A 26,180-nucleotide genomic window follows, 5' to 3' on the forward strand; every position below is an offset into this window, starting at 1 on the left:
TAAGACCATCAACTGTTGGGGGAAGGTGATCGTGATGAAACGTCTCATATTGAGTGTACTAATTGGATTAGGGTTAGGATTTATTAGTGTGGCACCAGTGAGCGCAACAACGATTAATGGTGGTAGTATGGCCGTCAATATTGATTTTTATCAAGCGAAAACGACAGCGAGGACCTATGCTGATGTCATTGATATCCCAGATGGTCAAACACCATACTTGGTTAAGACTCAACTCATTAAAGCACAACCTGTAACGGCAGCGACCTTAATTAAGCAGGTCAAACAGCTACAATTACCACAAACTAACGAAGTTGGCACGATTCTTACAACCATTATCGGTGTATTACTATTATTGGGGTTATTAATATATCGATTAAAACGGCGGGGATTAGCTGGAGAAAAGTATCGGGTGAATGAGCAATGAGAAGACAAAAGATAATTTGGCAGTTAGGCGTAGGATTATTGATGTTAGTTGGCGTTGTATTTGGTGGCCGGGTCGTTGGACAGGCTGCAGATGCGGATACGTTTGTTGATGTGACAGCGGATACTAGTTTTAAGAATGGTGTCAATAAAGTGTTGCATAGTTATGGAGATACGTTTAGCGTCACGTCGTGGCCAACTGTCACGGCGGTTAGTGCCAATTATACCCTCGATGGTAAAATTACTAATCGGACCACGAAAATTAAAGTGACTTATCGTGGGACGTTTACAATTGGCGGTAAAGGTTGGTTTACCAGTGTGTATGGTGAAATAATGAGTGCCGATGGGACCATTTTGGGTACCGATGCGAATTTTGATGGCGGCGATACTGAAAACATTTTCGGAGCGCTCGGACATAAAGCAATTGATCAATTGTTGAGTTTTAGCATGGATACATCGAATGTGCAAAATATCGGGATTAGTTGGGGAACTGGAACCAAAAAGTGGAACGGTACGACCCCATTATATATCGCCTTGAAATTCCCAACGAGTAATGCGCCTACTGATGCTGGTGCGATTGGGCTAGCTGAGATTGATGATTATAAGGCGTGGCCAGCGGATGCTAATCCAACGATTACGAATACGCTAACCACTAGTTCAACCACGATTAAAGGTAAGGGGACCACTGCTGGCGATGTCATTAGTAGTGACGTTAACGGCGTCACAACGACAGTTGGCAGTGATGGCACCTATACCCTGAATTTAGGTACAACGTTAGCTGGTAAGAGTACCGTCACGGTGACAGAAAAAAATAGTGTCGGTGATGCTGGGACTGCTAGTGCTACTGTCACCAAAGATTTAACGATTGCAGCTGATAAAACCAGTTTGAATTTAGATGCGGATGATGTGGTGGCGTTAAAAGACAAGTCTGATAGTGATATGATAAGTTGGATTGTAAAACAAGCTGGTATTACCGCAAAAAGTGGCTCTGGTGGGACACCAACATTTACTGCTGACGAGACTGGTTTAGCAGCGACTATTCAAGCCTTAGCTGAAAATGGTAGTACGACAGTTAATATCTACGCTAAAAATGGTGCTGACGTTTCTGATAAAGTGGCGGTGTCATTGATTAAGGAACCGACAACGTTGACTTTCGGCACGTTATCAGCGGATATTAGTTTTGGATCGACAACGGTACCGAGTAAAGAAATGGTGATTAGTCCAACCAGTAACTTTGACATTAATGTTGAAGATTCACGAGCGACTGGGTCGAAATGGTATGTCTATGCGACGGCCACGGCACTAACAACGGGGACTGGAACGACTGCGCACACGTTAAAAGGTAATTTGATTTATAAAACAAGTAGTACGGACCAACAGAATCTGACTAATACGAGTACGTTAGTGGGGTCGGGGACTAAAGTTGCCGGGACTACTGATACTAAGGTAACTAGTGATTGGGATAGTTCTAAAGGTATTGGTATCTTCTTAGAAGCACTGCCAGGTATTTATGCGGGTGATTATACTGGCCAAATTAATTGGAGTTTACAAGATACGCCAACTGAGTAGCATAGTTGATAGTGATTGGACTGCCAAACGGAATTCATTGATAATGATGAATTCCGTTTTATGCTATCTGGATAGAAGGCGTCAGGTCAGTCACTTAACCTGAAACTAAAATGAAAGCGCGGTTTGTGATAGAATATAACTATTACTGAGAACTCTTGAGGGAATTTCAAATGAAAAAATTTTTTTCGCGCGAAAACATTCCATTTTTCTTACAAAATCAACCGCTACGCCTATTGTCGTTAGTCATTTTGGGCCTATCGCTGATTACGCTAGTGACTGGTTTTTTAGTGAACTGGATTTTTGGTACCATTATCTTAGTCCTAATTATTATGGCCGGTATCCTGTCTTACAACACATTGATTGAACTAAGTTCGAGTGCTAATGAATATATATCAGATTTATCCTATCGCATTAAGCGTGGCGAACAAGAAGCCTTGATCCAAATGCCGATTGGGGTCATGATTTTTAATGCGGACCAAACAATCGAGTGGGTTAATCCATACCTACAACGTTACTTTGGGCAACAAGACGTCTTGGGCTACCGGCTAGTTGATCTCGATAAGGAACTGGCGGCGGCAGTTAGCGCCCACCAAGATGAACCGGCGACGATTCGGTGGCAGGACTATCAATTTGATTTACGCGTGCAACAGAGCACTAATACGTTATATATGATGGACGTCACCAAATATGCTGAGTTAGCCAATCAATTTGAGGATGAGAAGTTAGTCATTGGGCAAATCTTTTTGGATAACTATGATGAGATTACACAGTCAATGGCCGATACGGATATTTCTAATCTAAATAATTATGTGACCAACGAACTGTCCAAATGGACGCAAACGTTTGGGATGTATTTGAAACGGTTAGATGATGACCACTTTTTCTTATTAGGCTATGCCAATAGTTTACGCCGGGTGGAAGAAAATAAGTTTCGGATTTTAGACCGAATTCGTGAGTCAACTTCGAAGCAAAACTTCCCTTTAACATTGAGCATTGGGATTGCGTATGGTGAACGTAATATGAATAACTTGGCTGATTTAGCGCAAAGTAATATGGATTTGGCGCTTGGCCGGGGTGGCGATCAAGTCGTGGTTCGGGCTGAAGATGAACCTGCTCGTTTCTACGGTGGGAAGACCAATCCAATGGAAAAGCGGACCCGAGTCCGAGCCCGGATGATTAGTCAAACGCTCCAAGAATTGATGAATCAATCGGACCAAGTCTTTGTGCAAGGACACCATCAACCGGATATGGATGCGGTGGGCGCTTGTTTAGGTATTCGGCGGATTGCGGAGATGAATGGCAAGCAATGTTGGATTGTTTTAGATGAACAAAACCTACATTCGGATATTCAACGTCTTTTGGACCAATTGCGGTCGGATGAGACGATTGAAGCGGCTATTATTTCACCAGCAGAGGCGCTTGAGAAAGCCACTGATCAAAGTTTATTAGTGATGGTTGATCATTCAAAACCCAGCATTTCGATGTCACAACCGCTCTATGAACGGTTGGAAAACCGCGTGATGATTATTGATCATCATCGGCGAGGCGAAGAATTTCCTGAAAACCCAGTTTTGGTTTATATTGAACCGTATGCCTCATCAACGTGTGAGCTGATTACTGAAATGTTTGAGTATCAGTCACATGATGCAGAAGCAATTAATAAGATTGAAGCCACGGCGATGTTGACTGGGATTGTCATTGATACGAAGTCCTTCTCACTGCGTTCTGGATCGCGGACCTTTGATGCGGCCAGTTACTTACGGTCGGCCGGTGCAGATAGCTTATTAGTTCAACAGTTCATGAAGGAAAATGTCGATAGTTATTTACAGCGTAATCATTTAATTGAATCCGTTGAATTTGTTAATCAGGATATGGCGTTATGCGTCGGCGAAAATGACCAAGTGTATGATCCGGTCACGGCCGCCCAAGCCGCTGATTCGTTGTTATCTATGTCGGGGGTTGATGCCTCCTTCGTGATTACACGACGTGAAGATGGTCGGGTTGGCATTTCAGCGCGTTCTTTAGGTGAGATTAATGTCCAAGTTTACATGGAAAAATTGGGTGGTGGTGGTCACTTGTCGAATGCCGCAACTCAAATTGAAGGCCAGTCCGTTGATGAAGCGAAACAAACTTTGATTGACTTACTGACTGCAACTGATGATGAAAATCCAGAATCTAATTAGGAGTGAACACAGATGAAAGTTATTTTTTTAAGTGATGTCCGTGGTAAAGGTAAACGGGGCCAAATCAAAGAGGTTCCTGCTGGTTATGCCCAAAACTTTTTGATTAAAAAAGGGTTAGCTAAAGAAGCGACCAAAGTAGCTGTTAATACCCTAAAAGCTGAACAAAAATCCGAAGCTAGTCGGGCTGCTGAAGAATTAGCTGCCGCTAAAGTTAAAAAAACTGAATTAGAATCTGACGCTACGGTTGTTGAATTAACTGCTAAAGCTGGAACTGATGGCCGCTTATTTGGGTCAATTCCTAGTAAGCAAATTGCGACGGCGTTAGCTGATCAATATCAAGTCAAGTTAGATAAACGCAAGATCGAATTACCAGAACCAATCCGGGTGTTAGGGTACACAAATGTGCCAGTTAAGCTACACGCGGAAGTAACGGCGAAGATTCGTGTCCACGTTGTCGAAAAGTAAAAGGACGGATCGCGCATGAACAATGATGGGTTAGATCAAACACCACCACAAAATATTGAAGCTGAAAAGGCGGTCCTCGGTGCCGTTTTCTTAAATAGTGATGCGTTAGTCGAAGCGATGGAATTCGTGGAAGCACAAGACTTTTATCGCCGGGCCCATCAAATTATTTTTGCATGCATGGTCACATTAAATGATCGTGATGAAGCCATTGATGCAGTGACGGTCAGTGATTTATTGACGGCGCAAAATCAATTAGATGATGTTGGCGGGATGAGCTATATTGCTGAACTCGCGGGGTCCGTACCAACGGCGGCCAATGCGGGTTACTATGCCAAAATTGTCGCACAAAAAGCCACGGTCCGGCGATTAATTAAGACGGCCACGGAAATTACGACTAAGGCCTATACTGAAAATGACGATGTGACCACCCTACTAGATGATGCGGAACGAGACATTATGAATGTCTCAGAACAGCGTAATCAGAGTGGATTTAAATCAATTTCGGACGTGTTAAATTCATCAATTGAAGAAATCGATCGGTTATATCAAAATGATGATGATATTACGGGGTTACCAACCGGCTTTACGGAATTAGATAAGATGACAGCGGGCTTGCAACCGGATAACTTGATCATTTTAGCAGCGCGACCGGCCGTTGGTAAAACGGCCTTTGCGTTAAACATTGCGCAAAACGTTGCAACTAAGACGGATACCACCGTGGCCCTTTTTAGTTTGGAAATGGGCGCTGAATCCTTGGTTAACCGGATGTTGTGTGCAGAAGGCAGTATTGATGCTGGGCATTTGCGGACGGGTCAATTGAATGAAGAAGAGTGGGAACACTTGGTGGTGGCGATGGGGAGTCTCTCCAAAGCTAGCATTTATATTGATGATACGCCGGGAATCAAAATGTCTGAAATCCGGGCGAAAAGTCGACGATTAGCAAAAGAACAAGGTAACCTCGGCTTAATTGTCGTGGATTATTTACAGCTAATCGAAGGTGGTAATAACGAAAGTCGGCAACAAGAAGTTTCCGAAATCTCACGTCAAATGAAGAAGCTGGCTAAAGAATTAGGTGTCCCGGTGATTGCCTTATCTCAGCTATCACGGGGCGTGGAGCAACGGCAAGATAAACGACCGGTGCTATCCGATATTCGTGAATCTGGGTCAATTGAACAGGATGCCGACATTGTCGCGTTCTTATATCGGGAAGATTATTATGATCGCGAAGGCGACGATGATGATAGTGGTGGTAATTTCGGCGGTGGCGGTAACTTCAATGGTGGCGATCCACGTGAACAGGATGCCTCTGAAGATGTCGGTGAAGTCGAAGTTATTATTGAAAAGAATCGGGCCGGGGCGCGTGGCACCGTGAAATTATTGTTTGTTAAACCATTCAATAAGTTTTCGTCGGTCTCCTATGCGCAAGACCCACAACAAGCGTAACTAATTAATCATGATGAGTAGAGTTTGGTAGTTAAATGCCAAGCTCTTTTTTAGCATCGAAATTTCACTAATTACCCTGTGGAACCAGCCGGCGTGCCCTGTTATTTTAAATTGAGTTTGCTATGATGGGAGTAAGGCTTTAAAAAGGATGGGGATGCAGATATGACACGTAAACAAACCATTGGCATACCATGGTTAATTGTTGGGCAGTTTATGAATAATATCGGAATGAGTTTTATTTGGCCATTAACGACCATTTATATGCATAATGTATTGGGAAAATCATTGACGGAAACGGGAATCGTGTTATTGCTTAATTCTGTGGCGAATGTATTAGCGAGTACGATTGGCGGGCGGGTCTTTGACCGTGGTAACCCGTATTATCTCCTGTTAATGGGAATTCTCTTGAATGGCGGGGCTAACTTCATGTTGATTTTTTATCACAGTTGGCCATGGTACCCAATGTTGCTCGTAGTGACTGGCTTTGCTAGTGGTTGGCTGAATACGATGTTCAATGCACTAGCTGCAAGTGTTCCCCGTGAAAAAATCCGACGCACCTTTACGTTTATGTATTTAGCCGCTAACTTGGGCGTGGTTTTTGGCACGATGTTTGTGGGTATTGTCTATAGCTCGGGCATGGCGTTGTTATTTTCAATGACTACGGGACTTTATGTGATTTTTCTAGTGATTGCATTATTTAAGTACAACGTTGATTCTTCGAACGTCACGGGGGTGGATCCGCGGCAAGCACGGGCAATTCAGTTACCACGGGCTAATTATCGCATTATTTGGACGTTTTTTATTAGTTTATTTATTATTTGGCTATTATACGAGCAATGGGTCAGCAATTTATCGGTTTACATGACTAATTTAGGGATGCCATTGAGGAACTATAGCTTTTTATGGACGGTCAATGCCGGGCTATTAGTGGTTATTCAAAGCATCTTAAGTTTGCTAGGCAATCGGGTTAAGAATCTTTACTATCAATTTTTCTTTGGCATGTTTTTTGTGGGCTTATCTTTCCTGTCACTAGTGATTGCTCATGATTATCCACATTTTATCTTTGCCATGATTCTGTTAACGATTGGGGAAGCAACTTGGTCACCGGCAATTCCGACACTAGTCAGTCAATTATCACCGGTTCGGTCAAAAGGACGCTATCAAGGCCTTGTGCAAGCATTTTGTGCTTTGGGTCGATCGTTTGGCCCGTTATTTGGCGGCGTGATTATTGATAATTGGTCATATAAGAGTTTGTTTTTATTGGCTTTTGGCGTTTTACTGGTAGTCTTAGGTATTAATATGGTGGTGGTTCGGACGAATCACCAAAAAGCGGTCAATTACATGGATGGTCCGGTTAAATAAAAATGTTTCACGTGAAACAAATCAGTTAGAGGTGGGTGCCAAATCGTGAGTGATAAACGAAAAATTCGCGCAAAACGCGTGGTGATTAAAGTTGGGACGAGCACGCTAGTCTACCCAGATGGGGCAATTAATCTGCGGGCAATTGATCAATTGGCATTTGTGATTAGTGCAATGCAGCATCGCGGCCGTGAAGTTGTCTTGGTGTCTTCGGGGGCAATTGGTGTCGGACTCAATTATATGGGACTTACGAAACGCCCAGCGGCTATTCCAGAACAACAAGCAATTGCGTCAATTGGGCAGACTGAACTGATTGCAATCTATAAAGAACGTTTCGCTATTTATGAGCAAAAAATTGGGCAATTATTATTAACGCGCGATATTTTTGTTTACCCGACCAGTCATCATAATGTCTTGAATACGTTTGAAGCGTTACTAGCCGAAAAGGTGGTCCCAATTGTGAATGAGAATGATACGGTCGCAGTTGATGAGTTGGATCATGAGACTAAATTCGGTGATAATGATCAATTGTCAGCAATTGTAGCGACTAATATTGGGGCGGATTTATTAATTATGTTGTCAGATATTGATGGGTTTTATGATGGCAATCCCAAGGACCCGGCGACGCAACTGGTGCCCCATATTGCGCAAGTTGACGACCAGATTTATGCGTTGGCTGGTGGTAGTGGCAGTCGTTTTGGCACGGGTGGCATGGTAACCAAGTTAAAAGCGGCTGAACGGATGATTGCGGCCCATGGTCAAATGATTTTGGCAAATGGGGCAGACCCAACGGTGATTTTTGACTTACTTGATGGTGAACCGCTCGGAACGTTATTCGGGCGTTGAATTAAGGAGGAAGCGGCAGATGGCAACAGTTAATTTAGACCAATTAGGGGCGCAAGCCCAAGCAGCAAGTTACACCTTAGGATTATTAACAACAACTAAAAAGAATGCAGTTTTACGGGCAATGGCGACGGCACTGACGACTCATCAAGCTGATATTTTGGCGGCTAATGCCAAAGACTTAGCTAATCCGCAAATCCCAGCAAAATTTATTGATCGGTTGACGCTAACAGCCGAGCGGATTGCTGCGATGGCAACTGGTCTGGAACAAGTGGCAGCGTTAGCGGATCCGATTGGCACGGTTGATCGTGGTTGGCGGAATGCGGCTGGTCTGCTGATAACCAAGGAACGGGTACCGTTAGGGGTGATTGGGATGATCTTTGAAGCCCGGCCGAATGTGACGATTGATGCGTCGGCGCTATGTTTTAAAACGGGGAATGCTGTCATTTTGCGTGGCGGTAAAGAGGCCTTGCATTCTAATCAGGCTTTAGTGACAATTTTACGAGATGTATTGGCGGCGATGGCAATCGATCAGAATGCGATTCAATTAATTCAAGATACGTCGCATCAGACGGCTGCAGCCTTCATGCAATTGACGGATTATGTGGATGTGTTGATTCCCCGTGGGAGTGCCCGCTTAATCCAAACGGTCCTGGCAACAGCGACGGTGCCTGTAATCGAAACCGGCGCTGGCAATTGTCATGTGTATGTTGATCAAGCGGCACAATTACCAATGGCGACAGCGATTGTCGTGAACGGGAAAGTCCAACGGCCATCCGTTTGTAACGCAACTGAAAAATTATTGATTCATCGGGCAGTGGCAGCTGACTATTTGCCAACGATTATCAAAGCACTACGAAAACATCATGTGGAGGTCCGTGGTGATGCAGCGACGCAAGCCATTGTGCCAGATGTTAAGCCAGCGACGGCGGCTGATTGGAGTACCGAATATAATGATTTAATCATTGCGATTAAGGTGGTTGATTCGGAAGCCGCCGCAATTACGCATATCAATCATTATAATACGCAGCATTCTGAAGCAATTGTGACGGATGATTATCAAGCTGGCAAAGTCTTTCAGCAACGGGTAGATGCGGCATGTGTTTATATTAATGCTTCCACACGATTCACGGATGGTTTTGAATTTGGGTTTGGTGCCGAAATCGGAATTTCAACGCAAAAATTACACGCACGTGGGCCAATGGGCTTAGCTGAATTAACCTCATATAAGTATGTGATTGACGGCAATGGCCAGACGCGGGCTTAAATTAAGATGCCAGCAGGCCTTAAGCGGGACAGATTGGACGTTCAAAGCCTGCTGACGCCATTCTAATGGTTGGTTTGAATAACTAGTCGGTTAAAATTAAACAACGGTTATTGCGGCTGTAATTGAGAATTGTAAAGAAGTTTACATATTTTTTACAATAACGTGCTAGTTGCTTAGCTGGGATAGCGCTATATTATGGGTGTACTTCTTAATCAGCACCCCGCGATTAGTCATTAAGAAGTATCCCCGTCGATCCTTAAAGACGTAAAATTAGGTCATGACTTCCTTGATTGGTCATGGCTTTTTTTTGTTTTCTAACTGGGTTGAGACCGGTGCTTTTTGGCTAAGCGGGTTATACTTAAGCGGACATGAACTTCAAGGTGATGGTTTTTCATAAGGGGGAATTCAACGTGTATCAAGCAGTGGTGTTTTTTGATTTAGATGGGACCCTAATGCGGGACGACAAAACAGTGGCTCCTAGTAGCGTGCAAGCGATTCAACAGTTGCGGGCCAACCAGATTTTACCGGTCATTGCGACTGGCCGTAATGTGTTTGAAGTAGCGTCTATTATGCGCCAAACGCACATTGATTCAATCGTGAGTGCTAACGGGAGTTATGTGCAATATCAAGGGCAATTTTTAGCGGCGCATGAATTGGATAAAGACCTATTAACGGATATCACGCACTTTGCGAATCAGCGCGGAGAAGCCTTGGCCTACTACAACAACGCCGGTTTTGCGCTAAGTCATCAAGATGCGTTAACGGTTCATAACTATCACAGCTTACAACAAGCGGTTCAGGTTCGTCCGAATTACTATCGGGATCACCATATTAACTTTTTACTTATTTTTAATACGCATGCTGCCGAACAATATCAGCAACGGTATCGAGGGCGTTTGAGCTTAGTTCGTAATAATCCGCAGGCGTTAGATACGATGCAATGGGGTGTTTCAAAAGCAAGTGGGATTGATGATATCTTAAGGACAGCGCAGTTAACCCAGGTGCCCACGTATGCGTTTGGTGATGACTTAAATGATATTGAGATGCTTCACCGCGTGCAGTATCCTGTCGCAATGGACAATGGCAATCCGCAAGTTAAACGCTTGGCACGTTATGTGACCGCTGATAATGAGCATGATGGCATCAGACAAGGGCTGCAACATTTTGACTTGATTTGAGTTTTGATCAATTATTGGAACCTAAAAAAGTGTTCGAGGATTATTCCCGAACACTTTTTAGCTGGTAGGGTTAAGCCATGGCAGCTTTAATGTTGGCTAACGTGAGCTGAGCGGTGGTGGCAAAATTAATGTCAGCTGCGGCGAGCACGGTTGCGTCACCAATCCCAATTGAAGTCTCACCGGCGCCATTAATTGATTGCACGCCAGCAGCGGCATCTTCGACCCCAATGCATTGTTGCGGATCCAAGTTGAGAATTTCAGCTCCACGACGGAAAATCTCAGGATCGGGTTTCCCATGAGTTAAACTCGTGGGGTCAATTGATTTCGTGAAATAAGCTTCTAAGCCCAAGTGTTTTAAAACGAGTGGTGAATTTTTTGAAGCTGAAGCTAGTGATAGTAAGTAACCATGAGCCTTTAAATCTGCTAAGAATGGTTTAATGCCAGGGAGAATATTAGCCGGCGTCATTTGGGCGACTAATTTTAAGTAATTCTCATTTTTTTGCGTTGCTAGCGTTGTTTTTTCAGCAAGTGTAAAGTCATTTTCACGATGGTCATGCGCTAAAATCAGATTTAATGAATCCATGCGACTAATGCCTTTTAAAGCATCCGCCAAGTGGTCGTCCCACTTGACGCCGACTTGATCTGCCACTTGATGCCAAGCCTGGCTATGAAAAATCGAAGTATCCGTAATCACCCCATCTAAATCGAAAACAAAGCCTTTAATATCAGAAAATTTTGCCATTGTAAGAGCCTCCTAATTTTCGGCATCGGCCACCGTTAGTGGTTGATTGGCCTGTAAATGGTGCATTTTAGCCGTAAGTTGACTCGTGGGTTGCTGGTCAGTAGTCACCGTGATACCCAGATGAATGCTTTCAGTACGAGTTCAGTGTTTGTAAATGCTATTGGTCAAAGTCATTATACCGACTTACACCGTTATTGACAACGCTTTCATTAATTTTGGAATGAAGTTGTAATAATCCTGAAAAGTTGATGGGAATGGTGACTGTTGGTCATTTTCTAATCTGGGTGTTTTGCTTCGTGGTGGCTTAGTCAAAAAAACGCCCGCAGACCTGTTGGCCGTGAGGGTGTTAATTGGGGTTAAGACTAGTCCATTCAGCAGTATTAGCGACGCGCTCAAGATGATCAATGGTCATGGCTTGACGAATTTTAATCGTTTGGGTTTGAAAGCGTAGGATAACGGGATCTTTATAAGCCAATTGTTGCTGAAAGGTAGTGAGCTCCGGTTGCCAAGTGGGGCCTATTTGTTCGGGACTGCTGAGTGTTAGATGTCCTTTGAGCATTAAAGACGCATAGTCGGCCAGATGATAACAAAATAATGTCGCCCGGCGATTATGCTGAATATTTTGGGCTGTCATGGTTTGACGGCTGGTATAGAAAAAGAGCTGTTCGAGTGTCCGGTGAGTCGGTAATGGACTTAATGCAACCAGCGTTGGAAATCCAGTTGTATCAACGGTTGCTACGGTAAAGACCGGTGTTGTTTGAATCATTTGCAGAGCGGCCTGACGGGTCGTATGTTGCATTTGAACCCCCTCCTTTTTTGAAACTAGCTAATGCTAGTATGCCGGAAGGGGGTGCGGTTGTCATTTGATTTGCTTTGGGGAATCTGAGCCATGGAAAGTGCTAATTTCGATGACATATTTAATTTTTTTAAATTTAAATGGTGTATCCTTTGAAGTAATAAAAACATATTGAGGTCATTTAGCATATGAAAAAAACAATATTACTAGTAGAAGATGAACCAGGACTGGCTGACTCATTAGCAACTGAATTTCAATTTGAAGACTACGAGGTTATTAAGGCTGCGGATGGTTTGCAGGCAGTAACGCTGTTTCATGAAAATCAAAATGAAATTAATTTAATAATTCTTGATTGGATGTTACCAAAGTTAGATGGATTGGGCGTATTGCGGCGTATTCGGCGTCAAAGTCTAACCGTTCCTGTAATTATGTTAACTGCGCGCGATTATGTTGGGGATAAAGTCGCAGGACTACAAGGCGGTGCTGATGATTATGTAACGAAGCCATTTGATATTGAAGAATTGTTGGCACGGATGCAAGTGGCATTACGGCACCAAGAAAATCATGTGGATGATAGTCAGTATTACCGATTAGCTGATTTAAATTTAGATGTTAAAACGAAACAAGTGAGTCGACATGAGCAGAATATTCAATTAACGCAAAGAGAATTTCAGTTGTTGTTAGAATTATTTAAGCATAGTGGTGAGACCTGTACGCGTGAAGAATTGTTGAATGCAGTTTGGGGCATTGACTTTGAAGGGCAGCCAAATATCGTAGACGTGTATGTCAGATATTTGCGGAATAAAATTGATTGTAATCCGCATGAGATCAAGCTTATTCAAACAGTGCGTGGCGTGGGATACGCTTTAGCGACTAACTATAGCTAGTGAGGAAAATGACGAATGAAAATACAGGTTAAACAGAATAATGCTTCAATCATGTTGCGAAATATGATTTTTATGGTGGTTGCAATAACGTTATTATTAGGATTAACAACAGTTGTTGCTGTTGGGCATCAGTTGCTAGAAGTCGCTAATGAAAATTCTGTTAACATTGTGAAAAGTCTGGAAAAAACGGTTATTGATGGTAATCATGATTGGAAAAATTGGCGGCGAAATAGTACTTTAGATACAAGTACCAGCTATGTTCATGTTCAGAATATGCGGGTACATGCGAAAACCAAAAACTATTATTCACCAGATACGATTGATTTGCTGAAAGTTAGTCCTAAAAAGGTGCCATTAATTAAGAACTTATACTATCGTAATCATGTTGGATTTTTATATATGGTCCATGGTCACGCTCACGGTATCCACTATCAATTATGGGTAAAATTGAACAATCAATTGGAATTGCTCATGCGAGTTATTGAAGTAATGATTGTTATTTTAGGATTAACATTACTGGTGAGTCCGTTCTATATTCGATTGGTTGCTAAGCGATTGACGGCGCCTTTAACAACGTTAACTGCGGCTGCACAAGTGGCTGTAACTGATAATAATGATCAGCTGATTAAATTGCCGGTTCCTGATAAACCAACTGAAGTGCAGACCTTAGCGCTTAGTTTTAATGATTTATTGGCCGAAGTCTATCAACAAACAGAACGAGAAAAAAATTTTGTGATGAATGCAGCACATGAGTTACGGACGCCAATTGCAACTATTAAAAGTAATGCACAGTTGGTATTACGCCGTAGTAAAGCCCATCCAGAAATTATTGAAAAATCACTTGGTTATATTAATGAAGAGTCGCAGCAAATGCAAACTTTGGTAGATGAACTTTTGGTTTTATCACGGGCGGATAAGGTGGTACTACCACTAGCTCCGTATGATATCAGTGCATCATTGACTGAATTAGCACAGCGCATGCAGCCAGTTTTAAGTCAAAAATTAAAATTAGTGATACCAGCAGCCATTGAAGTTACGGCTAATCAAGACAGTGTTAATCAGATTGTCACTAGTCTCCTGACGAATGCCGGCAAATATACACCGGCTGAAAGTTTACTGGAATTGCGATTGCAGGTGGCTAATAATAGTGAACTATTGGTGCAAGTCGTAGATGTTGGCCCAGGAATTATAGCCGCTGATAAGACCAAAGTTTTTGATCGTTTTTATCGGGGTGCGGATGTGCGGGGAACGACCAATGGGACCGGGTTAGGTTTAGCTATTGCCAAGCGCTTAGCCAGTCTAAATCATGCCACCTTAACTGTTACTGATAATCAACCGCAAGGGAGTATTTTCACACTAGCTTTTAAGCATTAATGCGGGTTAAATCATTATAAAAATAAGCTTCAAAAAATGATGCCATTTTTTGAAGCTTATTTTAGTGCGTATTCTGAAAATATCTCAGAAATGACCCGCTTTGAAAGTGGGATTGGCAGGCATTGCGTTTTTAAACTAAAAAAATTTCATAATTAGTTTATCAAACCTAACTTTTTATCAACAGCCTTAATGAGTATGCTATAGCTATCCTAAAAACCGAGGTGAATGAGTTGCAACAGCGATTTGAGTTACCCAAGGTTCCTAATTTCGGGGTTGCTTTTTGGCTGACGGAATTGACGATAACCGGTCTAGGTAGTTCCGTGACGGCAACTTTAATGACAATTATTTCACAGCCAGCGACTTTATTAATTGCGTGTGTTGCTATGGGCACCTTGTTGACCTCACAATGTCAAAATGAGGATTACCAGCCGGGATTTTATTGGGCCACCGTGACGTCATTAGTAGTTATGGAGACAGCGTTCATTGACTTAATGGTGGCCGGATTAGGTATTTCTGATGAGGGGTTGTTGATGATCGCCGGTGGTAGTGGAAGTGTGATTATTTGGCGCTGGCGAGCATTGAAAGAATCGTTAACTGTTACTAGGATTGTCACGGCTCAAGCTGAAAAGGATTATTGGTTAATAACGATAGTGAGTTTTTTATTCGGCAGTGCGACTAATAGCTGGGTTACAACGGTATTCCAATTGGCGAGGGTGACACAATTAATTAGTTTGAGTGGCTTGTTATTAGTCAGTGTTTTCGGGTATCAAATGAGTCATCAACGGTTGGTAAAATTGATTGCCTTTATTGGGGCCACTAGCTTGCTGCAACCGGTCGGAATGACAGCTGCAACTTATTTGGCATTAGGTCAACCAGCGTTAGGTTATCAATTAGTCGATTTACTATGGCTAGGAGCCCTAAGCGTACTAATAATTTATGGTTTTAAAAAACGTGATGTTAAAGCTTAGTGATTATGCAAAACTAATTTGACGAAGACGTAAGGAAAATGAGGAGAATGACGATGTTAACAACCCTAGCAGCTTCAATTTTAAATCTGAATACTTTATTACCAAATCTAATTTCGCAATATGGTAGTTTGATTTACATCGGTTTGTTTTTAGTTATTTTTATTGAAACTGGTCTAGTAGTCACACCATTTTTACCAGGTGATTCGCTATTGTTTTTGTGTGGATCGATTGCAGCATTGACGACGCACTCACTTAACCTAGCGCTCTTAATCATACTGTTAAGTATTGCAGCAGTGTTAGGTGACAGTGTTAATTTTGAAATTGGCCGCTCGTTTGGTCAACGGTTAACCACAAGTGTGCGTGGACGTCGTTGGCTGAAACCAGCCCATTTACAATTAACGCAACGTTTTTTTAAACGATATGGAAGTGGTGCAATTTTTTTAGGCCGATTTATGCCAATTGTGCGAACTTTAATCCCTTTTATTGCGGGTATCAGCAAGATGAATTATCGCAAGTTTGTGCTGTATAACATCATTGGGGGATTTGTTGGGTGAATGTAGCAGTGTTAGCCGGTTATTTCTTTGGCAATATTCCCATGGTTCAAGCACATTTTGAATTAATCATGTTAGCAATCGTCATTATTTCGCTGTTGCCAACCATCATTATTGTACTTAAAAGAAAACTTTCAAAGGGACTGATTTAATTGAAAACAAGTCATCGTAATGATTGGCTAATAGTTGGCATGATATGTACAGTGTTGTTTATCAGTTTAGCCGGGATGGTAGCTATGAATTGGCCGCTTGGCTTGGCACAATTTGATACTAGCATTCAATTGGCAATCCAGCCACTGGTTACTAGCCAAACGACATGGTTCTTAACCTTAGCTGCCATGACAGGAAGTCCTGTCGTGGTCATTATGCTAGTGATGGTCATGGTTGTTTGGTATTTTTGTCGAGATGAACGGGTATTAGCAATTTGGTTAGGCGGAACGCTTCTAGGTGGCGAAGGGCTGGCCTTCATGTTCAAAGAAGTGATTCAGCGTGCCCGACCAACGCAACAATTAGTTGCCGAAAGTGGGTTTAGTTTTCCTAGTGGGCACGCATTTAGTGCGGCCTTATTAGTTTTAATTGTTATTTTCGTAATTGTACCGCAATTTAAAAATCCGGAAGTTCAATTAATTGTTATCCTGACTGCCGGGGTTTGGTTTTTAGTAATTGCTTTTTCACGAATCTATCTAAGAGCCCATTTCCCATCGGATATTATTGGCAGTGTCTTACTAGCACTTGCTTGGTGGAGCGGTATGTTAGGTTTTAAGCAACGTTATACACGCATAATTGCGCGATTAGTTGGTGAAGACTCAAAAAATAAGAAGGTCGATAGTCATGAATAAATTGGCAATTGTTGTGCCGGCTTTTAATGAAGCGGCTGTATTCCCAGTATCAGTTAAGCGGTTAATCCGAGTTTTAGATGACTTAACGAAGCAACAACAAATTGCACCTGATTCAGAATTAGTATTTGTTGATGATGGGTCTAGTGACCAGACTTGGGAATTAGTTACGGCACAGCATACCAAGGATTCTCGGGTTAAAGGGATTAAGTTTAGTCGGAATTTTGGCCATCAAAATGCGTTAATTGCTGGTATGACAACGGTCGTTAAGACAGCAGACATGGTTGTTACAATTGATGCTGACTTACAAGATGATCCTAACGTTATTGCCGAGATGGTCACTAAATTCAATACAGGTACAGATATTATTTATGGTGTTCGAAATAATCGTGATACCGATACTTGGTTCAAACGTAATACGGCACAATTCTTTTATCGAAGTCTTAACTTTTTAGGCGTTGAGTTGGTTCCCAATCATGCTGATTTTAGATTAATGTCAAAACGGGCGATTATGACATTTTTACAATATCATGAACGTAATATGTTTATTAGAGGTGTTATTCCAATGCTAGGTTTTAGGACTGAGAAAGTCTACTATAAACGAGCACCGCGCATGGCTGGAGAGTCGAAGTATCCATTGAAAAAAATGTTGGCTTTTGCATGGGATGGGGTAACTTCATTTACGATTGCACCCGTTCGATTAATTCTGGCGATTGGTTTAGCAGCAGGATTATTAGGTGTATTCATGTTAATTTATACGTTCACGGTTAAGTGGCTAGGATTAGCCGTGCATGGTTGGTCATCATTGATGATTTCGATTTGGATTCTAGGGGGGCTACAGATGGTTAGTTTAGGTATTATTGGTGAGTATATAGGAAAGCTAACTGCTGAAGCCAAGCACCGACCGCGGTACACGATTGAAATGGTCCTAAAATGATACAACGAACGTTAATAACACGATTATTTATGTTGATTTTATGGATCAGCCTATTAATTGGTATCATTTCAAATATTATTGAACCGCTAAATCTTAGTCTTAGTTTGATAGTTATGGCCGTCGTTATTTTAGGCTTAACAGGACTACCGTGGTTGAATCGGTGTGTGAATCACTTAACCAATCGGCAGATGAAATTTTTAATCTGGATTGGTTTTGTTGTTATTGTTATTATTCAAGTCTTGCGGTTACAGTTTTTTCCAGTAACAATTTATCATGATCCATTCCGTTTGTTAGCGCAAGCTGAAGTGTTATGTACGGGCAGTCATAATTGGGGGATAAGTACTTATTTTTGGCGATATCCTAATAATGTCCCCTTAGTTGTCGGGATGACGGCATGGCTAAAATTAATGTCAATTTTTCATCTTTCAACTAATTGGGCTTTGCAAGTATTATCGCTGCTTTTTTTAGATGGTTTCATAATCATTATCCTAAAATTAATCCAGCAACAAGGCCGGCGTAATGGATACACCTTGGCAACACTACTGTTTTTTGTTATCAGTCCATTTGCTTATACGTATTATTTACAGGTTTTTTACTCTGACATGCCAAGTCTTTTCCTACTAGCAAGCTTGGTCGCTATTTTGATGAGCTGGCCCACATTAACCGGGATTAAAAAGGGGTTAGCAGGGCTAGGATTGTTTTTGACAACTTTAGTAGGACAGTTAATCAAACCAAATTTAATTGTTTTACTAGTAGCGATTATAGTAGTGATCGGTATGTTGGCTAGCTATGATCTGCGGTTACTAGTGAAATGGTGGTTACCGTGGCTTATCATTGGTATGGGGTTTATTGCGACGGTGCCAACGAAATCAGGATTGATGCAAGTTGTTCAATTTGAAACGAAATCTAGGTATGAATTGCCGACTAGTTCATGGATTCTGATGGGGTTTAATGCCAAATCGGCCGGCAGTTATTCGAGTACAGATGTTGATAAACTTAACCAACTTAAAACAAAGCAAGCCCGACAAGCATATATTAAACGAGAATTACCCAAGCGCCTGGAGACGTTGGGAATTAAAGGCATTTTGATGCAATGGTTGACCAAACTTGTTAAATTATTAAATGTTAGTTCGATTCAACAAGCTTACACGGGTGGCTATCAAGTGGCACCAACATTTTATCAACGGTATGGTGTGTTTTTCAGTACGCTGGGGTCACTGATTTTTCGAGTGTACTGGATTTTATTAGCCATTATGGTGATTAAACGAAGTCGATTGCTAAGCAAGTTAGCACGAATACCAGTATGTTTTGAATTAATCGTGATCTTAATTCTGGGTTATTTGGCTTTTCACACGTTATTATGGGAAGCTGAAAGTCGGTACGGGCAAATCATTTTCCCATTACTATTAGCTCTTAATAGCTTTGCGATTCCGGTAGTTGGTCCGCCACAACGACAGCAAGCTAAAAAAACTTGGCTGCGAGGGTTAAGGATAGTGTTGCTGCTAATGATTCTTGGTATAGCTATCAGCTGGGATATCATGGACAGCCGCAACCGCAGATTGTGGCTGCGCAGCGAAGTCAATTGTCAGCCCAGTATGGTGCAGCTAAAACGGCGATTAAGCCAAGGACAACGGTTACCCAAATAATTCAATTAAACCACGTTGCGACTCGGGTTGAATTGAGTTTGCCACGACACTCAAAAATCAAGGGGCAATTAATCAACGTTACCACTGGTCAGCGTATGACCCTTAATACCAAGGGACGTCTAATTAAGCCACAAAAATTAGTTTCGGGTCGATATCAAATCAAACTTGAGAATACGACCAAGCAAGTTCAATTTTTATGGATTCAGCGCACCCGTAACTTTGTCTTAGCCCCACAACCGCTTGTAATCAACGGGCGAACTTATGACCATCGCTCGTTGATCTATCAATTTATCGATTTTTGACCAGTAGCAATTGAGGCTTTGTAGGTTCTATAAATAGTCAGCATCAACGGTGAGAAGCCATTAATACCAACTATTCATAGCGCCTTTTTTGATTGTTCGGATTTTTAAAGATGCTTATACTACTGGTAAAATGAAGCTTGCTTAGTTTACCTCGTATAAAAGTGATCATTTAATACTTACGGTCGGTAAATATCATTATATTTACAATGCGAAACATTTTATGACAACAAAAAAATCAGCTCTCACGGTGGATTATCACGGCGTGAAAACTGATTAGTGGTTATGGATGGGCAGTCAGGGGATCGAACCCTGGACCCACGGATTAAGAGTCCGTTGCTCTGCCAGCTGAGCTAACTGCCCATAACTCAACAAAAAATATAATATCATGAATTCGGCCATCTGACAATACTATTTTGAAACTTTTTTCAAAAAAAGGGTATTTTCTTGAAAACGGTCACGTCAAAAAGCATGATTAGCTGCCAGATATTTCCCGGGAAATACTGATATCATGCGGGTTAGCATTCAAAGAAAGCCCCGGTTATTTGTGATATACTAAAACAGTGTTGAAAGAGGACTTCAACCCGCCTGACGCAGGCTGTGATCGTTACGGCGCTGTATTATTCGATGGATTTAATAAAAAATTGACTTAACTTGATTTTCCCCTAAGGAGGAAGCTGTGTATGAAAAAGATTTTAGTTGTTGATGATGAAAAACCGATTTCCGATATTATGAAGTTTAATTTGACGAAGGAAGGGTATGAGGTCCACGTGGCCGCAGATGGCGAAGAAGCCATTCAAAAAGTGGATGAGGTCCAACCAGACCTGATTCTCTTGGATTTAATGTTACCTAAAATGGATGGGTTAGAAGTAGCCCGTCAAGTCCGTAAAAACTACGATATGCCAATTATTATGGTCACGGCTAAGGATTCAGAGCTCGATAAAGTCTTGGGCTTGGAACTGGGGGCCGATGATTATGTGACTAAACCTTTCTCTAACCGGGAATTGGTGGCACGAGTCAAGGCGAACTTACGTCGACAAGGGGCCCCAGCGGCACAACCAGCTGAAGAAGAAGCCAATTCCGATATTGAAGTCGGTGATTTAGTGATTCATCCGGATGCTTATATGGTCTCTAAACGAGGTGAGAGCATTGAACTCACCCACCGTGAATTTGAATTATTACACTACCTAGCCCAACATACCGGTCAAGTCATGACGCGGGAACATTTACTCCAGACTGTTTGGGGATATGACTACTTTGGTGATGTGCGGACAGTTGATGTCACAGTCCGGCGGTTACGAGAAAAAGTTGAAGATAATCCGAGTCATCCAAAATGGCTCGTGACTCGGCGAGGCGTCGGGTACTATCTTCGCAATCCTGAAAATGAGTAGAGGTTGTTAGGTCGTGTTGAGATTTAAACGAAAGAATTTTTTAAAATCAATTAATTTTAAAATTGCGTTGGTCTTTGCGTTACTACTATTAATCACGTTAGAAATTGTTGGTGCCATTTTTGTGCGGCAATTAGAAACTCAAAATTTACGGCAGTTTAAGACGCAAGTACAAATCCCAACGTATGTTGATAATTCGTTAGCGGAACAATTATCAGCAGGCAGTGCGTCGAAAGCGAACGCTAAGATTAAAACGATTCTGTCAGACTATAACAATGCTAATATTGATGAAATTCGGATTATTGACAGTAAAGGGACGATTCGCGGGACAAATGATGTTAACGATCAAACGATTGTCGGCCAAAAAACCACGGATCGTAATGTTAAAAATGCAATCTATAATAACCGGTCCTATACTAAAAATACTTATGATACCCAGAATAACGGCCGGTATTATATCTCAATTGTTCCGTTGTATAATTCGAATGCGACTGGGAATAATAATCAGTTAGTTGGCGTTTTGTATGTCCGGGCGAATTTGAAGTCCGTCTACAATACGATTAATTCAATTATGAGTATTTTTGCGTTGGCGTCGTTAGTGGCAATGGCGTTGGGCTTAGTGATTGCAATTGTGATTGCGCGGGCGATTACACGGCCAATTGAGGAAATGAAACAGCAGACGCAACGGATTGCACGCGGCGATTATGCTGGGCAAGTCCGCGTTTATAGTGATGACGAACTAGGTCAACTAGCTGGGGCCATTAATAATCTATCCATTCGGGTGGAAGAATCGCAAGAATCCACGGAAGCCGAACGTCGTCGGTTGGATAGTGTCTTAGCCCATATGAGCGACGGGGTGATTGCGACGGATCGACGTGGGAACATTACGATTATTAACGAAACGGCTTCAGAATTTGTGGATGTCAGTGCAGAAAAGGCCATCGGTAATTCAATTCTAGACATGCTTCAGATTCGCGAGACGTATTCGTTGCGGGATTTAATTGAAAATCAAGATGAACTTACGTTAGATTTTTCATCGAATGATCGAGATTTAATTTTAAATGCTTATTTCTCGTTGATTCAACGAGAATCTGGCTTTATCAGTGGTCTAGTTTGTGTGTTACACGATGTGACGGAACAACAAAAGATTGATAATGACCGGAAGCAATTCGTCTCGAACGTGTCACATGAATTACGAACGCCGTTGACCAGTTTAAGAAGTTACATTGAAGCGTTGAGTGATGGCGCTTGGAAAGATCCAGAAGTTGCGCCAGGGTTCTTAAAAGTGACCCAAGAAGAAACGGATCGCATGATTCGGATGATTAATGAGCTATTAAGCTTGTCGCGGATGGATTCAGGTACAACTCGGGTTGATATGGAACTTGTTAATATCAACGAGTTGTTTAACTATGTGTTGAATCGCTTTGATATGATTTTGAAAAAAGATGATAATCCAGCGAAGTATTACACGATTAAACGAGAATTCACCAAGCGCGACTTATGGGTTGAAATTGATACCGATAAGTTCACGCAGGTACTGGATAATATTATGAACAATGCCATTAAGTACTCGCCTGATGGTGGCGTCGTGACCTGTCGGCTATTAGAGACCCATAACCAAGTGATTATTAGTATTAATGACCAAGGTTTAGGGATTCCACGCGCTGATTTGGGTCATGTGTTTGATCGGTTCTTTCGGGTTGATAAAGCTCGTTCCCGTGCTCAAGGCGGGACTGGACTGGGCTTGGCAATTTCGAAAGAAGTCGTTCAAATGCTAGGTGGTCGGATTTGGGTAGATAGTGTCGAAGGCCAAGGGTCAACGTTCTATATCTCATTGCCGTATGAACCTTATGAAGAGGAGGACCTTTGGGATGACGACTCACAAGTTTAGAGGCCTAATATTACCAATTATCCTCATTGTTTTAATTGTCCTCAGTGTGGGCCTATCCATGTACATTTGGACGAATCCGGCCCGGTATGAACGTGAAAATAAGGTTAGTACCACGTCGTCTGGCTCCACGTTAACACGGACGATTGATGACATTTATTTACCGACGCAATTAATTCGCACGGATGCGGCTGGTAAGCAGACCCTCTTGTTGAATAAAAGTGTTAGTTTAGTTGAACAATTCAAAGCCCAAATCAGTAAATGGGACGCGCGCAGTATTTCGAAGGTACGTGTCACATCAGCTAAAAGTTATGCGGCGTTGCTAAATGGGCAAGATTCGTACGTCTTGAACTTTCCGGATAGCGTGACGGTTAGTCTATTTAACACGACTTTTAATCAGCAACTGAAAAATTTTCGGTCGTCAGAATTTAGCCGCATTGTGATTCCAATCAATGATACGAATCATCTCTATCTGTTGAATGATAATCAACATCAAATTTATAGCGTTCGGTTGAAAAAGAAGTCATTAAAGTCAGTCCAACAAGTCTTACAGGCGGATAAGGTAACGGCGATTGCGGTTAAGATGACTTATACGAATGGGGCCACCTATTTGAATTATACGCAGCCGGTTAAAATGCAACATTATAGTTATTTAATGAACAAATTAGCGGCGAGTGAATTAGCGAACCGTTTGTTGGATGCGGATGGTAATTCGAGTGTTTCAGTGCATAATCGTAAGGACAGTCAAGAATATACCACGGGTTCATTTAAACGGATGACGGTGAACAAGAAATTGGGGACCGTTTATTTTGAAGACTATAGCGATTCTGGAGATACTCGTGATCTCTCGTTTACGAGTCAATTAAAGAAGAGTTACAATCAATTGACGACTTTAGGGGTGCCGATGGATAACATTCGGTATTATGGTTATGATACGACGAGTAGTAGTGTGATTTATCGCAGCTACGTGGAAGGTTTCCCGATTTTTAATCAAACGGAAAACGGGGATGTGCGGATTCAAATGACCGCCAATGGCCTAGATCGCTATTATTTCTCGTTATATAGTCTACAAGTTCCAGTTCCCACTACGAGCAAACAACAAACGGTCACGCTACCAAGTTCTAGCAGTGTGTTAAAACAGTTAGTGGCTGCGGGGTATAAGGAAAATAAGATTGGTTCAATCGAGTTAGGCTATCAGTGGTCACAGAATAAGTCGTCGAAGCTCGTGATTGACTTAACCCCGACGTATTACGTCTACTATAATAATGCTTGGCGGACGTATACGTCGCTGCTAAGCGGATCGTAAGGGGGGCGGCCACAATGAATTTTCGAAGAATTGAGTGGATCTTTATCGTCGCATTTGTCGTATTAGACATTTTCTTGGCGTACATGTTTGTCCAGACGAGCTCAAGTGATTCCAATAATAAAACCGCCAGTGATACGACGACAATGGTGATTCGCGAGATGCACGAGGATAATATTAGCTTTAGTAATCCGAGTGCGCAGCAAGGCACTGGATACTATATTGCTGGGAGTAATGATAGCGGGCTCAAGCAACACCTCAGTCAATTAACTGGTCAGGTAACGAAGTTTCAAAGTGATGGTAAGTTAACAAGCACATTACGGCGTACGGTTACGGTGGATGAAAGTCATCCGCAAGCGGCGTTGGATCAATTTGTGCATCAGTCGACTAATGTTATTCATGGCAAACAATATGTGTATAGTGCGTCGCTGTCATCTAAAGGATCCTACGTCTACGTCCAAAAAGTGGCGGATGGTGAGATTCTAACTAACACGGGTCAATTGCATTTGCTGGTTAACAAGAATAATCAGTTAGTAAGTTATACGCAAGCGTACGTGAATAACGTGAAAACGTTACGAGAAAAAGCGGTGACGATTAGTGAAAAAAAGGCGTTAGTGGCGCTATATCAATATAATCAAGTTTCTAATAATTCGCGGATTGTCTGGCGGAAGTTAGGTTATTCACGCTTATTGAAATTAAAAGATAGTAGTGTTTACGTGCCAACTTGGGTCTTTGCGGTGCGGAGTAAGAATAGTTCCAATGTTAGTGTACATCGGATCAATGCCTTTACAGGGGCAGCGATGAAGGCTAGCAATACGAGTGCGACTACTGGTACTGCGGCCAGTGAAACGACGGCTGGTATGGTGTGGAATGTTGAATAGTCCATTTTAGGAGTTTGGGTTTTGTACCCAAACTTTTTTTATTGGGACGGTGGCACTCGTTGACTTTTCAAGGCCAGTAAAAGCGTGTATCATAATAAGGTAGAATCTGATTTCAGAGATGGGAAGAACCTAAATAATGGTATTAAAGTTAGCAACGGATCAAATGCAAGTGAGTATCTTAGCTTCAGGGAGTACTGGCAATGTGACTTATATCGAGACACCGGAACACAAAGTGCTAGTGGATGCGGGGTTGAGTGGTAAAAAGATTGCCAATTTGATGACCTCGATTGGTCGTGACATTAACGAAGTCGATAGTTTGTTTGTGACGCATGAACATACAGATCATTGTAAAGCTGCGGGGATTTTAGCGCGTAAGTATGGGTTAGATATCTATGCAAATCAGGGGACTTGGGATGCCATGGCGCATACTGTTGGTAATGTACCAGCAGAATTGCAGCACGTCTTTGCCCCGGATACGAGTTTAGACTTAGGTGACTTAGATATTGAGTCATTTAGTGTGTCGCATGATGCCGCTGAACCGCAATTCTATGAATTACACCATGCAGGAAAATCCTTTGTTGTGATTACGGATACGGGGGTCGTTTCCGACCGTGTTGAAGGGGTCATTAAGGATGCGGATGGTTATTTATTTGAATGTAATCATGACTTAGAGATGTTGCGAATGGGCCGCTATCCATGGCCACTAAAGCAACGAATTTTAGGTGATGAGGGTCACTTGTCAAATGAAGATAGTGCCAATGCTTTGATGGATGTTATCGGAACGCGGACTAAGCGTATTTATTTGGGGCATCGTAGTCAGGATAATAATATGAAGACGTTAGCGCATTTAACAGTCGCTTCAATGATGAAAGAACACGATTTTGGTGTCGAACATGATTTTCAGTTGTTCGATACCGATCCTGAGACGGCGACGCAATTAGTGACCCTCTAGGTTAG

22 protein-coding genes, 1 tRNA gene and 1 pseudogene are annotated in these 26,180 nt (G+C 42.1%); 21 read left to right on the forward strand and 3 right to left on the reverse strand.

The genetic code is table 11. From position 1 onward, the window contains the following. Positions 1–34: 34 nt before the first annotated feature. The 9 genes from C5Z25_RS06960 to C5Z25_RS07000 all read left to right on the forward strand — a co-directional run bounded on the left by C5Z25_RS06960 (position 35) and on the right by C5Z25_RS07000 (position 10,727). Positions 35–424 (forward strand): LPXTG cell wall anchor domain-containing protein, encoded by a 390-nt coding sequence (locus C5Z25_RS06960; RefSeq protein ID WP_105451972.1) that lies wholly within the window; start codon positions 35–37, stop codon positions 422–424. Beyond that, a complete protein-coding gene (locus tag C5Z25_RS06965) occupies positions 421–1,989 on the forward strand; it encodes a cell surface protein (protein WP_158682922.1) in 1,569 nt (522 codons plus the stop codon). Before C5Z25_RS06960 ends, C5Z25_RS06965 begins: the two co-directional genes overlap by 4 nt. 170 nt (positions 1,990–2,159) lie before the next feature. Beyond that, positions 2,160–4,172, forward strand: coding sequence for a DHH family phosphoesterase (locus C5Z25_RS06970; RefSeq protein ID WP_105451974.1), 2,013 nt, complete (start codon positions 2,160–2,162; stop codon positions 4,170–4,172). Between the two features lie 12 nt (positions 4,173–4,184). After that, positions 4,185–4,637 (forward strand): 50S ribosomal protein L9, encoded by a 453-nt coding sequence (rplI, locus tag C5Z25_RS06975; RefSeq protein ID WP_105449480.1) that lies wholly within the window; start codon positions 4,185–4,187, stop codon positions 4,635–4,637. A 15-nt stretch (positions 4,638–4,652) separates the two neighbouring features. After that, on the forward strand, positions 4,653–6,080 hold the full coding sequence (dnaB, locus tag C5Z25_RS06980; protein WP_105451975.1) for a replicative DNA helicase: 1,428 nt from the start codon (positions 4,653–4,655) through the stop codon (positions 6,078–6,080). Positions 6,081–6,242: 162 nt separating this feature from the next. Then, positions 6,243–7,442: an MDR family MFS transporter gene (locus C5Z25_RS06985; protein ID WP_234002725.1), complete on the forward strand. Its 1,200-nt coding sequence runs from the start codon at positions 6,243–6,245 to the stop codon at positions 7,440–7,442. Between the two features lie 45 nt (positions 7,443–7,487). Continuing rightward, a complete protein-coding gene (gene proB, locus C5Z25_RS06990; RefSeq protein WP_105451976.1) occupies positions 7,488–8,285 on the forward strand; it encodes a glutamate 5-kinase in 798 nt (265 codons plus the stop codon). A 19-nt stretch (positions 8,286–8,304) separates the two neighbouring features. Then, a complete protein-coding gene (locus tag C5Z25_RS06995) occupies positions 8,305–9,549 on the forward strand; it encodes a glutamate-5-semialdehyde dehydrogenase (protein WP_105451977.1) in 1,245 nt (414 codons plus the stop codon). A 410-nt stretch (positions 9,550–9,959) separates the two neighbouring features. Continuing rightward, positions 9,960–10,727, forward strand: coding sequence for a Cof-type HAD-IIB family hydrolase (locus C5Z25_RS07000; protein WP_105451978.1), 768 nt, complete (start codon positions 9,960–9,962; stop codon positions 10,725–10,727). Positions 10,728–10,797: 70 nt separating this feature from the next. Here the strand turns inward: C5Z25_RS07000 and pgmB are convergent, their stop codons facing one another. Both pgmB and C5Z25_RS07010 read right to left on the reverse strand, forming a co-directional pair. Continuing rightward, a complete protein-coding gene (gene pgmB, locus C5Z25_RS07005) occupies positions 10,798–11,469 on the reverse strand; it encodes a beta-phosphoglucomutase (RefSeq protein WP_105451979.1) in 672 nt (223 codons plus the stop codon). Positions 11,470–11,815: 346 nt separating this feature from the next. After that, the gene (locus C5Z25_RS07010; RefSeq protein WP_105451980.1) at positions 11,816–12,268 is read right to left on the reverse strand and encodes a pyridoxamine 5'-phosphate oxidase family protein; all 453 of its coding nucleotides are present in this window, start codon (positions 12,266–12,268) and stop codon (positions 11,816–11,818) included. A 185-nt stretch (positions 12,269–12,453) separates the two neighbouring features. Here C5Z25_RS07010 and C5Z25_RS07015 point away from each other — a divergent pair, with 185 nt between their 5' ends. The 7 genes and pseudogenes from C5Z25_RS07015 (at position 12,454) to C5Z25_RS07045 (ending at position 19,464) form a co-directional block, all read left to right on the forward strand. Further along, complete coding sequence (locus C5Z25_RS07015; protein ID WP_105451981.1) at positions 12,454–13,152, forward strand: response regulator transcription factor; 699 nt, start codon at positions 12,454–12,456, stop codon at positions 13,150–13,152. A gap of 15 nt (positions 13,153–13,167) precedes the next feature. Beyond that, positions 13,168–14,526 (forward strand): sensor histidine kinase, encoded by a 1,359-nt coding sequence (locus tag C5Z25_RS07020; protein WP_105451982.1) that lies wholly within the window; start codon positions 13,168–13,170, stop codon positions 14,524–14,526. A 230-nt stretch (positions 14,527–14,756) separates the two neighbouring features. Next, positions 14,757–15,494, forward strand: coding sequence for a COG4705 family protein (locus C5Z25_RS07025; RefSeq protein WP_105451983.1), 738 nt, complete (start codon positions 14,757–14,759; stop codon positions 15,492–15,494). A gap of 53 nt (positions 15,495–15,547) precedes the next feature. Then, a pseudogene (locus C5Z25_RS07030) lies at positions 15,548–16,197 on the forward strand (VTT domain-containing protein). Then, positions 16,198–16,884 (forward strand): phosphatase PAP2 family protein, encoded by a 687-nt coding sequence (locus C5Z25_RS07035; protein WP_105451984.1) that lies wholly within the window; start codon positions 16,198–16,200, stop codon positions 16,882–16,884. It begins immediately after the preceding pseudogene. Then, positions 16,877–17,818, forward strand: a complete 942-nt coding sequence (locus tag C5Z25_RS07040; RefSeq protein ID WP_105451985.1) for a glycosyltransferase family 2 protein — start codon at positions 16,877–16,879, stop codon at positions 17,816–17,818. The genes C5Z25_RS07035 and C5Z25_RS07040 overlap by 8 nt, the downstream gene beginning before the upstream one ends. Then, complete coding sequence (locus tag C5Z25_RS07045) at positions 17,815–19,464, forward strand: hypothetical protein (protein ID WP_105451986.1); 1,650 nt, start codon at positions 17,815–17,817, stop codon at positions 19,462–19,464. Before C5Z25_RS07040 ends, C5Z25_RS07045 begins: the two co-directional genes overlap by 4 nt. A 589-nt stretch (positions 19,465–20,053) precedes the next feature. Here the strand turns inward: C5Z25_RS07045 and C5Z25_RS07055 are convergent. After that, positions 20,054–20,126 (reverse strand) — tRNA-Lys (locus tag C5Z25_RS07055). Between the two features lie 320 nt (positions 20,127–20,446). Between C5Z25_RS07055 and yycF the strand changes: the two genes are divergently transcribed. From yycF to C5Z25_RS07080, 5 genes are all read left to right on the forward strand, one after another. Beyond that, the gene (gene yycF, locus C5Z25_RS07060) at positions 20,447–21,154 is read left to right on the forward strand and encodes a response regulator YycF (RefSeq protein WP_105451988.1); all 708 of its coding nucleotides are present in this window, start codon (positions 20,447–20,449) and stop codon (positions 21,152–21,154) included. Positions 21,155–21,167: 13 nt separating this feature from the next. Beyond that, on the forward strand, positions 21,168–23,042 hold the full coding sequence (walK, locus tag C5Z25_RS07065) for a cell wall metabolism sensor histidine kinase WalK (protein ID WP_105451989.1): 1,875 nt from the start codon (positions 21,168–21,170) through the stop codon (positions 23,040–23,042). Beyond that, the gene (locus tag C5Z25_RS07070) at positions 23,023–24,345 is read left to right on the forward strand and encodes a YycH family regulatory protein (RefSeq protein WP_105451990.1); all 1,323 of its coding nucleotides are present in this window, start codon (positions 23,023–23,025) and stop codon (positions 24,343–24,345) included. The genes walK and C5Z25_RS07070 overlap by 20 nt, the downstream gene beginning before the upstream one ends. 14 nt (positions 24,346–24,359) lie before the next feature. Beyond that, a complete protein-coding gene (locus C5Z25_RS07075; protein ID WP_105451991.1) occupies positions 24,360–25,223 on the forward strand; it encodes a two-component system regulatory protein YycI in 864 nt (287 codons plus the stop codon). A gap of 136 nt (positions 25,224–25,359) precedes the next feature. Then, positions 25,360–26,175, forward strand: a complete 816-nt coding sequence (locus C5Z25_RS07080; RefSeq protein ID WP_105451992.1) for an MBL fold metallo-hydrolase — start codon at positions 25,360–25,362, stop codon at positions 26,173–26,175. The last annotated feature ends 5 nt before the right edge of the window (positions 26,176–26,180 follow it).

Source organism: Lactobacillus sp. CBA3605 (genome assembly GCF_002970915.1).
In the GTDB taxonomy this organism is placed as follows: domain Bacteria; phylum Bacillota; class Bacilli; order Lactobacillales; family Lactobacillaceae; genus Lactiplantibacillus.